9 protein-coding genes are annotated in these 13,517 nt (G+C 71.1%); 4 read left to right on the forward strand and 5 right to left on the reverse strand.

What is annotated here, in order from left to right; translation table 11 throughout:
• Positions 1 to 220: 220 nt before the first annotated feature.
• From AB0F98_RS00695 to AB0F98_RS00705, 3 genes are all read right to left on the reverse strand, one after another.
• The gene (locus AB0F98_RS00695) at positions 221 to 991 is read right to left on the reverse strand and encodes a hypothetical protein (RefSeq protein ID WP_357726492.1); all 771 of its coding nucleotides are present in this window, start codon (positions 989 to 991) and stop codon (positions 221 to 223) included.
• Between the two features lie 151 nt (positions 992 to 1,142).
• Positions 1,143 to 1,592: a hypothetical protein gene (locus tag AB0F98_RS00700; RefSeq protein WP_357726495.1), complete on the reverse strand. Its 450-nt coding sequence runs from the start codon at positions 1,590 to 1,592 to the stop codon at positions 1,143 to 1,145.
• A gap of 202 nt (positions 1,593 to 1,794) precedes the next feature.
• A complete protein-coding gene (locus AB0F98_RS00705; RefSeq protein ID WP_357726498.1) occupies positions 1,795 to 3,096 on the reverse strand; it encodes an acyltransferase in 1,302 nt (433 codons plus the stop codon).
• 288 nt (positions 3,097 to 3,384) lie between these two features.
• On the opposite strand from AB0F98_RS00705, the gene AB0F98_RS00710 reads away from it, so the two are divergent.
• From AB0F98_RS00710 to AB0F98_RS00725, 4 genes are all read left to right on the forward strand, one after another.
• Positions 3,385 to 4,710 carry a polysaccharide pyruvyl transferase family protein gene (locus AB0F98_RS00710; protein ID WP_357726501.1) on the forward strand — a complete coding sequence of 442 codons (1,326 nt, stop codon included), beginning with the start codon at positions 3,385 to 3,387 and terminating at the stop codon, positions 4,708 to 4,710.
• 86 nt (positions 4,711 to 4,796) lie between these two features.
• Positions 4,797 to 5,432, forward strand: coding sequence for an alpha-ketoglutarate-dependent dioxygenase AlkB (locus AB0F98_RS00715; protein ID WP_357726504.1), 636 nt, complete (start codon positions 4,797 to 4,799; stop codon positions 5,430 to 5,432).
• Positions 5,433 to 5,679: 247 nt separating this feature from the next.
• Entirely contained in the window at positions 5,680 to 7,005 is a 1,326-nt protein-coding gene (locus tag AB0F98_RS00720; protein ID WP_357726507.1) for a polysaccharide pyruvyl transferase family protein, read from the forward strand.
• A gap of 330 nt (positions 7,006 to 7,335) precedes the next feature.
• Positions 7,336 to 8,682 (forward strand): solute carrier family 23 protein, encoded by a 1,347-nt coding sequence (locus AB0F98_RS00725; RefSeq protein ID WP_357726510.1) that lies wholly within the window; start codon positions 7,336 to 7,338, stop codon positions 8,680 to 8,682.
• A 172-nt stretch (positions 8,683 to 8,854) separates the two neighbouring features.
• Here the strand turns inward: AB0F98_RS00725 and AB0F98_RS00730 are convergent, their stop codons facing one another.
• Both AB0F98_RS00730 and AB0F98_RS00735 read right to left on the reverse strand, forming a co-directional pair.
• Positions 8,855 to 11,338, reverse strand: coding sequence for a DNA topoisomerase IV subunit A (locus AB0F98_RS00730; protein WP_357726513.1), 2,484 nt, complete (start codon positions 11,336 to 11,338; stop codon positions 8,855 to 8,857).
• Positions 11,339 to 11,369: 31 nt separating this feature from the next.
• Positions 11,370 to 13,463 (reverse strand): DNA topoisomerase IV subunit B, encoded by a 2,094-nt coding sequence (locus AB0F98_RS00735; RefSeq protein WP_357728962.1) that lies wholly within the window; start codon positions 13,461 to 13,463, stop codon positions 11,370 to 11,372.
• Between the last annotated feature and the right edge of the window lie 54 nt (positions 13,464 to 13,517).

Below are 13,517 nucleotides of genomic sequence, written 5' to 3' on the forward strand. Positions count from 1 at the left end.
AAACCCGTTTCGGCGAACAATTTTTCCGGGCGTTTGGCCGCTGACGTGACTCAATGGGACGAGCAGATCCGGCGGCACCTTGGGTACGCAACGGGACAGGCCGAGGGAGACCTTGCCAAAAGGCGGGGATGATTCGGGCCGACTGTTCCCGCTGACCGTTTCCCCATTCATGTGACCGGGCTCACGCAGATGCCGGGCAGAATTCGGCCCGGCATCCCGCTCAGCCCACCCTGGCCGGCTGCCAGCGGGTCACCACCTGGGCGGGGGCGGTGGAAGCGGGCCGAGTCGCCGGCAGCCGGCCCGGCCGGAGGCGGGCCGCCGCCGCGTACGCCTCGGTGGCCAGGGCACGGGCCGCCTCGGCGGCGAGTTCGGCGTCCCGCCAGGTACTGCGCTCCCGCTCCTGGGCCGTCCGGTAGCCGGCCAGCCGGCCGTCCCGGACCACCCGGGCCAGGTGCACCTCCTGCTCGACGGGGTGCAGACGGGGATCCCAGCCGTCGCGGTACCCGAAAACGTCGCCGAGTTGGCGCAGGGTGAGGTCGCCTCGCCAGTACGCCGCCGTGGCCGCCCGATGCAGATACCGCTCCCGGGCGGCGTACTCGGCCGGAGTGTGGGGAGTGCGGGGTGGCGGCAGAGCGCCGGCACCGCAGTACCGGCGGGCGGCGCTCTCGGCCTCGTCGTACGCCGCCCAGGCCCGGTCCAGGTCAGCCTGGGCGGCCAGCCACTCGTCCCGTCGACGGCGCGCGGTCTGCGCCGCACCGGCCGCGGCGACAGCCACCTCGTCGGCGTACCGCCGTAGGTCGGCAGCCTCGGCTGCGGCCAACTCCCGGTCGGCCGGCCCGGCCGAGGCGGACCGGCCGTCCTCCGGCCGGTCGCGCTCCGGACGGGCGACCAGCACCGTGAGCACGATCAGGGCCAGCACCAGCAGAGCCGACCAGATGGCGGCGGCCTGCGGCACCTCGACGAGAAACTGGTAAAGGACGGTCTTCTCCATGTCGGTACCTCACGGCGAGCAGACGCGATGCGGGAGAGCCGCACTCGGCACCCGGTGCGAGGCCTTGTCGGTCACGCCGGGCGCCGGGAGCGGGCGCGGAAGACGGGTTCGGCGAGCGCGGCGGCGGAACGCTCTCGCGTCGCCGGCGGCGTCAGGCGGCGGGGGGAGCTCGGGGAGAGCGGACAGCTGCCACCACGCCGCGAGGGAGCCACATCTCGCCCGCCTGGATGGTGACCGGGTCGGCAACCGGTGCGGCCGAGGCGAACACCTCGTGGGTAACACCGTGCGCGGCCGACGGGGCGACCCTTGAGCCTACGGATTCGACGGCGGTCCGGAGCGCGACGGCGAACTCCGCGGGCGCGTCGTCCGCGACGACGATGGCCAGGAAGCTGGATGTGCCGGCCGACGCGGTGGCACAGGCGCAGGCCCGCGATTCGGTGCACGCCACCGGGGGCTCGACCACGGCCCGGGTGTGCGGCGGGGCCCCCAGCGTCGAGAGCGACCCGAGGGTCAGCGCGCCGACGACCGCGAGGCTGGCCAGTAGCCGGGTAGCCCATCGCGCCACCCACCACAGAGGATCGGTGAGGGCGAACGAGGGCATGCGGCAACGCTACCCTCGTCGTCACCGGGTCGCAGCAAAGCCGGGCGTGTCGGACCGCCACGCCGGTCGCACCACCCACGGTGGACGCTTCGGCGGGAGCCCAGCTGGCTGATCGACTCGTGTTCGGGGAAGTCGGGCCGTCCCGGGCACGACGGCGCCCCGACTTCATCGACACCGAGTTGATCCAGGCGCGACCCCGCTCTCAGCGCGGGTCCACGTGCAGCTGCCGGCCGTCGGGGGCACCAGCGTCGCGGCCCGGCTGGTCACCCGCCTGTACGGACGGGCGCTGACGCGGTCGCGGAACGGGCGGCGAGTCGCGGACACGTGCCGGCTCGACGGCAGCGTCCGGGGCCGGACCGGTGACGGCGGAGCGGGTCTGCGTACGGACCCTGGCGTCGGCCACGGCCGGGCGGGTGCGGCGTGGGCCGAGCCGGCGCATCATCGGCGTCTCGACCCAGCGGTGCAGCAGCCCGGCCAGGGCCAGGTTCAGGAGGAGGAGCCCGAGCACCACGGCCGGTCCCCGCCACCCGGGCAGGCCAGCACCCCAGTCGCCGGTCAGCCGCAGCACGGTCGTCATGACGAAGACATGGACCAGGTAGAAGGCGAACGAGACCTCACCGAGCCAGACCATGGGGCGGGAACGCCACGGCGAGCGGAGGTTGCGCACGTCGGCGTCGGCCGCGGCGGTGATGACCAGGACGTACGCCGCAGCCAGCAGCGCGGCCCAGAACTCGGCGCGGATCCACCCGGCGGCGGCCACCCAGACGGCGACGAAGAGGACGCTGGCCAGCGGCAGCCGAGGGCCGCGCCACCGGCCGCGCCGCATCAGCTCCGCGGCGGCCACCCCCATCCAGAACTCCAGGGACCGGGTCAGCGGGAAGACCTGGGTGAACCACCAGCGGCTCTCCTCGGGCACCAGCAGCTGGGCCGGCCAGAGCGCCAGGATCAACAGCGGCACCGCGACGACGACCGCCCAGAGCAGCCAGGGCCGTGCCCGACGGACCAGCGGCAGCGCCAGCGGCAGACACAGGTAGAAGAAGAACTCGCAGGAGAGCGACCAGCTCACGTTGTTGACGCTGTAGAAGTGCCCCTCCCGGAAGTCCCAGGCCTGCAGCAGGAGGAGGTTCTCCACCGCGACACCGAGCCGCACCGGGTCGGCGAACCAGAGCGCCGCCAGCAGCGCCAGCGCCCAGAGCACCGCGTGGTTCGGCCAGATCTTGGCGAACCGGCGACGCCAGAAGGTCCGCCGCCGCTCCCCCGGCCGAGCCGACCAGACCAGCACGAACCCGCTGAGGATGAAGAAGAACTCCACCCCGGAGAGGCCGAGGCTGAACACCTTGCTGACCACGCTCTGGTACTCGGGCTCGGCGATGATCCGCATGGTGCCGACGTGGAAGCCGAAGACCAGCAGCGCCGCGATCCAGCGCAGCCCGGTGAGGGAGGGCAGCCGGCCCGCCGGGCCGCCGGACGGTGCGGCCGGGACGACAGTCGGAGCAGTCGTCATTCCCGGGCTCCCAGCGGCACCAGCACGCACCTTTCCTCCCCCCGGCCGCCGGGTTCGGGCGGCGCGCGCCACTGCTTGTGCCAACCCGGCCGTACCGGCCGTTCGGGCACCCTACCCCGCCGACCGGACCATGCCCGGACCGCCCGGTCGGTGACGGCGACGATCTGCGCGCACTCCCCGGTGGCCTAAAATCGCGGGGCCTGGATGGGGCGGATGTTTCGCTCACCAGGGCCCAGCCCGGCACGATCTCCAGACGCCGCCGGGGACGGACGACAGGTGGAGCGAGCGATGCACCAGCGGATCCTCATGCGGGCCAAGAAGGGCCCCTTCGACGTGTACTCGCCGGAGGAGACCTTCGAACGCAACTGGATCGGCGAGAACGCCGGGAACCTGGTGTTCAGCCACGCCGCGCACAAGTTGCTGCGTACGTCCACCACCGAGATCACCTCGACCGAGTTCAAGGTCGACCTGCGCGACGCCGACCGGATCAACGAGCAGTACGACGTGTACGTCATCCCGCTGGCCAACGCGTTCCGTCGCAGCTACGCGCACCGGGTCGCCACGATGACCCGGCTCATCGAGCGGCTGAAGATCCCGGTGGTGGTGCTCGGGGTCGGCGTACAGACCAACATCCACGGTGACCGGGAGTACCTGCGCCCCATCGACGACGTGGTGAAGGGCTTCGTCAAGGCCGTCCTCAACCGCTCGCACACCATCGGCGTACGGGGCGAGATCACCGCGGACTACCTGCGCACGCTGGGCTTCTCCGCGGTCGACGTGATCGGTTGCCCGTCGATGTTCCTGCACGGCGACAGCCTGCGGATCGACAAGCGCAAGGCCACCCTCGACCCACACGACCGGGTGGCGATGACCATCTCGCCGTACGTCAAGTCGATGGCGTCGGTGGTGGACAACCACCACCGGAAGTACCCGAACCTGCGCTACGTCCCGCAGGACCTGAAGACCCTCGGCACCCTGCTCTTCGGCGACGCGCCCGCCGACCGCGGCAAGACCAGCCCGATCCCGATTCACACCTCGCATCCCCTCTTCGTCGAGGACAAGGTGCGGATGTTCGTGGACCCGTGGACCTGGATGGACTACCTCTCCGGGTTCGACTTCAACTTCGGCACCCGGATCCACGGCACCATCACGGCGCTGCTCGCCGGCACTCCCGGCTACCTCTTCGCGCACGACTCGCGCACCCTCGAACTCGCCCGCTACTTCGACATCCCACACCGCGTGATGCCCGACGTGCCGGCCGACGTGGACGCCGCCGACCTGTACGCCGAGGCGGACTACACGGCGATGAACAACGGACACAAGGCCCGCTTCGAGACCATGCTCGCGTTCCTCGCCAAGCATGACCTGGGGCACACATTCGCCGACGGGGACAGCGCCGCCCGCTTCGACCAGGAGGTCCGGAGCATCACGTTCCCGCCGGGCGTGCGGCCCGCCAACGCGGTGGAGAGGGACGAGTTGCTGACCCGCATGCAGTGGCTGCGCGACCGCGGCGACAAGCTGCAGAGCACGCTGGAGGCACAGCGGGACGTGCGGCTGCGCACCCGGGTGCGGCGAGCGGTCGGCGGGCGGGTACGTGGCCTGTTGAACCGCTGACGCCACCTCGCCCGCACTCCCCCACCCGCCGCGGACGACCCAGCGCCATCGTACGGGTGTACTAATCTCCTGGTAGGGTCGGCGACATGCCGCAGGTCGCCTATCAACCGTCGATGCTCGATCTCACCGACGCCGGCCCCTCCATCGAGCCGCTGCCCGGCAGGCTGCGCAGGCACCGGCTCAGCCGGGGCGCATGGGTCGACCACCTGCCGGGCTGGGTGCACGGCTCCGACCAGGTGCTCGACACCCTGTCACGCGACGTGCCGTGGCGGGCCGAGCGGCGCACGATGTACGACACCGAGGTCGATGTGCCGCGCCTGCTCTGCTGGTACGACGGCGACCGGCAGCTGCCGCACCCGGTGCTCACCTCGGCACGCACAGCGCTGAGCCGGCACTACGCCGCCGAGTTGGGCGAGCCCTTCGTCACCGCGGGCATGTGCCTCTACCGCACCGGGCGAGACAGCGTCGCCTGGCACGGCGACACCATCGGTCGCTCGGCACACAGCGACACGATGGTCGCGATCGTCTCGTTCGGCTCGCCCCGGCCGCTGCTGCTTCGCCCACGCGGCGGTGGCGAGAGCCTGCGCTTCCCACTCGGGCACGGCGACCTCATCGTGATGGGCGGCAGCTGCCAACGCACCTGGGAGCACGCCGTCCCGAAGACGTCCCGCCCTGTCGGGCCGCGGATCAGCGTGCAGTTCCGCCCGGTCGGCGTGGCCTGACCGATCCCGCACGGAGAAGCGCCGCCCCGGCGCGCGTCGCGGCCGCATCCGGGCAACGACCTCGACCGCCGGCCCGGAGCCCCGGCTCGTTTCGAGCGGTGGACGGCCAGTGGTGAATATGCGCCGCGCCTCCGGTGACCTAGTATCGCCGGGGCCCCGGAGGCGGCGGACGCGCCGCCGCCCGGGTCCGTTATCGGCCGATCTCCGGGGTCGGACGCCGTCGTCGACGGACGAGAGGTGGAGCCACATGCATCAGCGGATCCTGCTGCGCGCCCGCAAGGGGCCCTTCGACGTCCTCAGCGCCGAGGAGACCTACGAACGGGACTGGATCGGCAAGAACACCGGCAACCTGGTCTTCAGCCACACCGCGCACAAGCTCCTGGCCACCTCGACAGCGCAGATCACCGCCTCGCGCTTCCGTGCCGACCCGCGCGACGCCGACGAGATCAACGAGAAGTACGACGTCTTCGTGATCCCGCTGGCCAACGCGTTCCGTCACGACTACGCGAACCGTCTGGCGTCGACGACCCGGCTGATCGAGCGACTCAAGATCCCGGTGGTGGTGCTCGGCGTCGGGGCGCAGACCGACGTGGACGGCGACCGGGAGCACCTGCGTCCGCTCGACGAGACGGTGAAGGCCTTCTGTCGTGCGGTGCTGGACCGCTCGCACAGCATCGGCGTACGCGGCGAGATCACCGAGGACTACCTCCGTTCTCTGGGTTTCTCCGCCGTGGAGCAGATCGGCTGTCCCTCGATGTTCCTGCACGGCGACACGCTGCGCATCGAGAAGTCGAAGGCGACCCTGAGCGCCGAGGACCGGCTCGCGTTCGTCATCTCGCCGTACGTCCGCGCACTCGCCCCGCTGGTACGCCATCATCACCGCCGCTACCCGAACCTGCGCTACGTGGCGCAGGACCTGTACACGCTCGGCACGTTGCTCTATGGCGACGCCCCGAAGCTGCGGGGCAAGACCGACGACATGCCGATCCACACCTCGCATCCGCTCTTCGCCGAGGACAAGATACGGATGTTCATGGATCCGTGGCCCTGGATCGACTACCTGTCCGAGTTCGACTTCGCGTTCGGCACCCGGATCCACGGCACCATCACCGCGCTGATCTCCGGCACCCCCGGCTATCTCCTCGCACACGACTCACGGACCCTGGAACTGGCCCGCTACTTCGACATCCCGCACCGGATGTTGCGTGACGTGCCGGCCGACGTCGACGCCGCCCAGCTCTACGAGGAGGCCGACTACACGGCCCTGAACGAGGGCCACAAGGAGCGGTTCGCGCGGATCACCACGTTCCTCGCCAAGCACGACCTCGGGCACTCGTTCGCCGACGGGGACAGCGCCAGCCGCTTCGACGAGCAGGTCCGCCAGACCACCTACCCGCCCGCGGTCCGACCCGCCTCGGCGTACAGCGCGGAGGAACTGCTGACGCGCCTGCAGTGGCTGCGGGACGAGAACCGGACGCTACAGCAGAAGCTCAAGACACGCCGTACGGAGCCGCTGCGCGAGCAGATCAAACAGGCGGTGGGTAAGCGGGTCCGCCGGATACTGGGCAGCTGATCGGCGTACCTCTCCGCCGGTGCTCGCCGCGCTGACGGTGGCACGCGGTCGGGATTCCGGCCGCGGGGGGCTGGCGCCGATCGGGGAGGCGGCGCCAGCACGGCTGCCGGCGGTCGGGCTCCGCGTCGGCGCCGCCGGTCGGCCAGCGCGGGCAGCGCGGACGGATCCGGCCGGGGCACCACGAGCAGCAGCACACCGCTTCCGGTGGTCTCGCCGAGCCGCCCGGGCATCAGACGACAGCCCCGGCGGTGCGAAGGCGCAGACCGATCATGCTAGAAACGACGTCCAGGGTCGTCACCGCCCCCGTCATCCCTCCGACGAAGGGCCGCCATGACCCAGACATCCACCGAACCCGCGCACCGGTTCTCCTGGTCCCTGCACGGCGACGGACGCTCCGTACGCCCCGGCGACGTGGTCCACCCCGATGAACGGCTCTCCTGGCCCCGGACGCTGGGCATCGGTGTCCAGCACGTGGTGGCGATGTTCGGCGCGACCTTCACGGTCCCGCTGATCACCGGTTTCCCGCCGGCCACCACGCTCTTCTTCTCCGGGCTGGGCACCCTGCTGTTCCTGCTGATCACCGGTAACCGGCTGCCGTCGTACCTCGGCTCGTCGTTCGCCTTCATCGCGCCGGTGCTGGCGGCGAAGGCCGGCGGGGACCTCGGTCCCGCCCTCGGCGGCATCATCGTCGCCGGGGTGGCGCTCGCGCTGGTCGGCCTCGTCGTGCAGCTCGCCGGGTCCCGCTGGATCGACGCGCTGATGCCGCCGGTGGTCACCGGCGCGATCGTCGCGCTGATCGGGCTCAACCTGGCCCCGGTCGCCTGGGACGGCGGCGGCGCCGGCACCGGCGTGAAGGCCCAGCCGCTCATCGCGGTGGTGACCCTCGTCGCGATCCTGCTCGCCACCGTGCTCTTCCGCGGCTTCCTGGCCCGGCTCTCCATCCTGCTCGGTGTGCTGGTCGGCTGGCTGCTCGCCGCCGCACTCGGCGAGCTCGACCCGGCGGCGGTGACCGGACTGCGGGAGGCCGCCTGGGTCGGCCTGCCCGACTTCCACGCGCCCAGCTTCAGCCTGCGGGCCGTGGTGCTGGTCATCCCGGTGATCCTCGTGCTGATCGCGGAGAACGCCGGGCACGTCAAGGCGGTCGCCGCGATGACCGGCCGCAACCTCGACCGCGACATGGGCCGGGCCTTCCTGGGTGACGGCCTCGCCACCGTCCTGGCCGGCTCCGGTGGCGGCTCCGGCACCACCACGTACGCGGAGAACATCGGCGTGATGGCGGCGACTCGGGTCTACTCCACCGCCGCGTACTGGGTGGCCGGGCTGACCGCGGTGCTGCTCGGGCTGAGCCCGAAGTTCGGCGCGCTGATCCTCACCGTGCCGGCCGGGGTGCTCGGCGGCGCCACCACCGCGTTGTACGGGCTGATCGCCATCCTCGGCGCCCGGATCTGGATCGAGAACCGGGTGAACTTCCACGATCCGGTGAACCTGATGACCGCGGCCGTTGCGGTGATCATCGGTGCGGCGAACTACACCCTCACCGCCGGGGACCTCTCCTTCAACGGCATCGCCCTCGGCACCGGCGCCGCCCTGGTGATCTACCACGGCATGCGCCTGATCGCCCGCCTCCGCGGCACCACCGCCGACCAGTCCCGCCCCTCCCCCGAACCCGAACTCTGACCCCCTCCCCCCTCCCCTCCTGCCCTCCCACCCTCCCGGCCTTACCGAGCGTTGATCATGAAGTTATTGCCCGGACACGCCGGTCGCAGGGGCAACAACTTCATGATCAACAGGGTGGGGGGGTGGGGGGCGAACCCGGGGGTTTGGGGCCGGGGGCGCTGTGGGGTAGGGGTCAGTCGCGTTCGATCTGGTGGCCGATGACCGTTGGGCCGAGCATCACGGCAAAGCCGGAGCCGTCCCGGCGTGGGTCGGCCGCGGGCAGCTCGACCGGCTCGCCGTTCGCGGTGGAGCCGACCGGGCGCGGGCCGATCCAGGCGACCACCACTTCGGTCTCCCCCTTGAGGAAACGCTGAGCGCGGACGCCGCCCGTCGCCCGGCCCTTGGCCGGGTACGCCGCGAAGGGCGTCACCTTGACCGTGGCGCCCGTCGAGGTGACCACCATCGGCTCCCCGTGCGTCGGGTCGTCGGTGCGTACCCCGCCGAAGAAGACCACCTGGGCCGTGCCGGGAAGACTGATGCCGGCCATGCCGCCACCCCGGATGCCCTGCGGGCGGACCAGCGTCGCCGGGAAGCGCAGCAGGGACGCCTCAGAGGTGAGGAAGGTCAGCGCCTCGGCGCCGTCGGTGAGCCAGGTCGCCCCGACCACCTCGTCGCCCTCGCGGAGGCCGATCACCTCGAACTCGTCGGCGCGTACCGGCCATTCCGGCGCGCAGACCTTGACCACACCCTGCCGGGTACCGAGCGCCAGCCCCGGTGAGCCCTCCGCGGCTGAGCCGAGCGGCGCCAGCCCCACCACGGTCTCCCCCGGCTCCAGGGGCACCAGCTCGGCGGCGGACATCCCACCGCGCAGCGACAGCGTGCCGGCCTGCTCCGGCAGCACCGGCAACGGCAGTACGTCGATCTTGAAGGCGCGCCCGGCGCTGGTGATCAGCAACACCCGACCGCGGGCGGTGGAGGGCACGCTGGCGCGTACCACGTCGTGCTTGACCCGGCCGTGCCGGCGACGCACCTCGGCGGTCTCCTCCGACTCGGCCGCCGTCCGGGCCACCAGCCCGGTCGCGGAGAGGATGACCTGGCACGGGTCGTCGGCCACCTCGAGCGGACCGGCCGGCGCGGACGCGGCCAGCACCTCCTTGAGGTCGCCGTCGATCAGGGTGGTGCGGCGCGGCGCGGCGAACTGCTTCACCACTGCGGCCAACTCGTCCGAGACGAGCTTCCGCAGCACCTTCGGCTCGTCGAGGATCTTCGACAGCTCGGCGATCTCCCCGCGGAGCTTCTCCTGCTCGGCCTCCAGTTCCAGCCGGTCGTACTTCGTGAGCCGGCGCAGCGGGGTGTCCAGGATGTAGGTGGCCTGGATCTCGGAGAGCTTGAACTTCTGCATCAGGGCGTCCTTGGCCGCCTGCGCGTCCTCGCTGCCCCGGATCAGCTTCACCACCTTGTCGATGTCGAGCAGGGCGATCAGCAGACCGTCGACCAGGTGCAGCCGCTCCTCGCGCTTACGCCGGCGGTACGAGCTGCGGCGGGTCACCACTTCGTAGCGGTGGGCCAGGAAGACCTCCAGCAGCGCCTTCAGCCCGAGGGTCTGCGGCTGCCCGTCGACCAGCACCAGGTTGTTGACGCCGAAGGACTGCTCCAGCGGGGTGAGTCGGTAGAGGTCGGCCAGGAGCGCCTGCGGATTGACCCCGACCTTGCACTCGACGACCAGGCGGGTGCCGCTCTCCCGGTCGGTGAGGTCCTTCACGTCGGCGATGCCGCTCAGCCGCTTGGTCTTGGTGACCTCGTTGGTGATCGCCGCGATGACCTTCTCCGCGCCGACGCCGTACGGCAGCTCCACCACGGTGATCGCCTGCCGTCCGCGGCTACCCTCCAGCGGGCCGATCTCGACCTTGGCACGCATGCGGACCACACCACGCCCGGTCTCGTACGCCCGGCGGACCTCGTCCAGGCCGAGCAGCAGGCCACCGGTGGGCAGGTCGGGGCCCGGGACGAACTCCATCAGCTTGTCCAGGGAGGCGTCCGGGTGGTTGATCAGCCAGCGCGCGGCCTGGACGACCTCTGCGAGGTTGTGCGGGATCATGTTGGTGGCCATCCCCACCGCGATCCCGGACGCGCCGTTGACCAGCAGGTTGGGGAAGGCGGCCGGCAGCACCGTCGGCTGGGTCAGCGAGCCGTCGTAGTTCGGCTCGACGTCGACCGTGTCCTCGCCGAGTTCGCCGACGAGCAGCATGGCCTCGCGGGACATCCGCGCCTCGGTGTAACGGGCGGCCGCCGGGCCGTCGTCCGGGCTGCCGAAGTTGCCGTGCCCGTCGATGAGCGGAACGTTGAGCGAGAAGTCCTGCGCCAGCCGCACCATGGCGTCGTAGATGGCCGCGTCGCCGTGCGGGTGGTACTTACCCATCACGTCGCCGACGATGCGTGCCGACTTGACGTGCCCGCGGTCCGGGCGGTGCCCCTGCTCGTACATCGACCAGAGGATGCGGCGGTGCACCGGCTTCAGGCCGTCGCGTGCGTCCGGCAGTGCCCGGGAGTGGATGACCGAGAAGGCGTACTCCAGGTAGGAGTCCGACACCTCGGTGACCAGCGGGTTGTCGAAGACCCGTGCGCCGGCCTGGTCGAACGCGGAGAGGTCGACCTTGGTTTCCTTGCGGCGTGCCATGCTCAGTTTTCCCCTCGGGTGGACCCGGTGCTCATGCGTCGATCGCCTCGCGGTCGACCCGGTCGGCGGAGTCGATCAGCCAGTTGCGGCGTGGCTCGACCTTCTCCCCCATCAGCAGGTCGAGGATCCGCTCGGCGGCGTCGACGTCGTCCAGGGTGATCCGGCGAACGGCGCGGGTCGCCGGGTTCATCGTGGTCTCCCAGAGCTCGTCGGCGTCCATCTCACCGAGACCCTTGAAGCGCGGGATGGGCGTGACGATCTGCTTGCCGGCCTTCTCCAGCCGGCGGACCGTCGTCTCCATCTCGGCCTGGGTGTAGGTGTAGATGGTCTGCGGGCTCCGCCCCTTCGTAGTGATCTTGTGCAGGGGTGGCATGGCGGCGTAGAGCCGGCCCGCCTCGATCAGCGGACGCATGTAACGGGCGAAGAGCGTGATGAGCAGCGTCCGGATGTGCGCGCCGTCGACGTCGGCGTCCGCCATGATCAGTACGCGGCCGTAACGCAACGCGGAGAGATCGAACGTACGGCCCGAGCCCGCGCCGAGGACCTGGACGATCGCGGCGCACTCGGCATTGTCCAGCACCTGCTGGAGATTCGCCTTCTGCACGTTGAGGATCTTGCCCCGGATCGGCAGCAGCGCCTGGTATTCCGAGGAGCGGGCCATCCGGCTGGTCCCGAGCGCGCTGTCACCCTCCACGATGAACAACTCGCTGCGGTCGATGCCGGTGGCACGGCAGTCAACCAGCTTGGCCGGCATGGAGGCGCCCTCGAGCGCGGTCTTGCGGCGCGCGGCGTCCTTCTGCTGCTTCTGGGTCAACCGGACGCGGGCCGCGTCGACGATCTTCTGGAGCACCGTACGCGCCTCGGCCCGCGTCCTGCGATCCTCCAGCCAGGACTTCAGGTGCTGCTCCACCAACTGCTGGACCACCTTGGTGATGCCGGCGGTGGAGAGTTCGTCCTTGGTCTGCGAGGTGAACTGCGGCTCGGGGATCCGCACGTGCACGACGGCGGTCATCCCCTCCAGCACGTCGTCGAGGGTGGGCGCGTCCTCCTTGGCCTTCAGCAGGCCACGGGTGTTGCGGGCGGCGTCGGCCAGGGTACGCACCAGGGCCCGCTCGAAGCCCTTGCGGTGGGTGCCGCCGTGTGCGTTGCGGATCGTGTTGCTGAAGCACTCGACGGTGCGCTCGTAGCCGGTGCCCCAGCGGAGGGCGATCTCGACCTCGGCCCGGCGCTGCACGTTCGACTGCATCACGCCGTTCGCGTCGGCGGCGTTCTCCCGGTACGTGCCCTCGCCGTTGACCAGCAGGGTGCCGGAGACCGGGCGGTCGCCGGCCGGGGCGAGGAAGTCCACCATGTCGGTCAGCCCGTTGGGGAAGTGGAACGTCTCCTCGGCCGGCTCGTCGCCGGTGAGGTCACGCAGCAGGTAGCTGACGCCGGGCACCAGGAAGGCGGTGTTGCGCAGCTTCATCCGGACGGCCTCGACGTCGAGGGCCGCGCCGGTCTCGAAGTAGCGGGCGTCGTGCCACCAGCGGATCGAGGTGCCGGTGCGCTGGTTGCGCTTCATCGCGCCGACGACCTGGAGGCCCGGACCAGCCGTGAACGAGGCGTCCGGCCCGTCGCCGTCGAAGATGCCGGGTACGCCGTGCCGGAACGACATCGAGTGGATCTTGCCGCCACGGCGGACGGTGACGTCGAAGCGCCGGGAGAGCGCGTTCACCGCCGACGCGCCGACGCCGTGCAGACCGCCGGAGGTCTTGTAGCCCGAACCGCCGAACTTGCCGCCTGCGTGCAGGCGGGTGAGCACCAGCTCGACGCCGGAGAGGCCGGAGCGGGCGTGCACGTCGGTGGGGATGCCGCGGCCGTCGTCGTCGACCTGCACCGACCCGTCGGCGTGCAGCGTCACCTCGACGCGGCTGGCGTGACCCGCGACACCCTCATCCGTGGAGTTGTCGAGGATCTCGTTGACAAGGTGACCCACGCCACGGCTGTCGGTGGAGCCGATGTACATGCCGGGCCGCTTCCGGACGGCGTCCAGCCCCTCCAGATGGGTGAGGTCGTCGGCCCCGTACAGGGTCTCAGGCTCTGCGGTCAACTCGTCGTACTCCCCGGTCTCGGCGATGTGGTGCAGCTCACCGGCGTCTCGCGCCGGCGCTGCGCGCCGCAGCGAGCCTAGCCGGATGCC

This window comes from Micromonospora sp. NPDC023737, assembly GCF_040639715.1.
Taxonomy (GTDB): Bacteria; Actinomycetota; Actinomycetes; order Mycobacteriales; family Micromonosporaceae; genus Micromonospora.

What these genes read in the sequence shown, in the direction of transcription:
- AB0F98_RS00720 (WP_357726507.1), top strand. Translation starts at nt 5,680, where the DNA reads ATGCATCAGCGGATCCTGCTGCGCGCCCGCAAGGGGCCCTTCGACGTC.
- AB0F98_RS00695 (WP_357726492.1), bottom strand. Translation starts at nt 991, where the DNA reads ATGGAGAAGACCGTCCTTTACCAGTTTCTCGTCGAGGTGCCGCAGGCC.
- AB0F98_RS00700 (WP_357726495.1), bottom strand. Translation starts at nt 1,592, where the DNA reads ATGCCCTCGTTCGCCCTCACCGATCCTCTGTGGTGGGTGGCGCGATGG.
- AB0F98_RS00715 (WP_357726504.1), top strand. Translation starts at nt 4,797, where the DNA reads ATGCCGCAGGTCGCCTATCAACCGTCGATGCTCGATCTCACCGACGCC.
- AB0F98_RS00710 (WP_357726501.1), top strand. Translation starts at nt 3,385, where the DNA reads ATGCACCAGCGGATCCTCATGCGGGCCAAGAAGGGCCCCTTCGACGTG.
- AB0F98_RS00725 (WP_357726510.1), top strand. Translation starts at nt 7,336, where the DNA reads ATGACCCAGACATCCACCGAACCCGCGCACCGGTTCTCCTGGTCCCTG.
- AB0F98_RS00705 (WP_357726498.1), bottom strand. Translation starts at nt 3,096, where the DNA reads ATGACGACTGCTCCGACTGTCGTCCCGGCCGCACCGTCCGGCGGCCCG.
- AB0F98_RS00730 (WP_357726513.1), bottom strand. Translation starts at nt 11,338, where the DNA reads ATGGCACGCCGCAAGGAAACCAAGGTCGACCTCTCCGCGTTCGACCAG.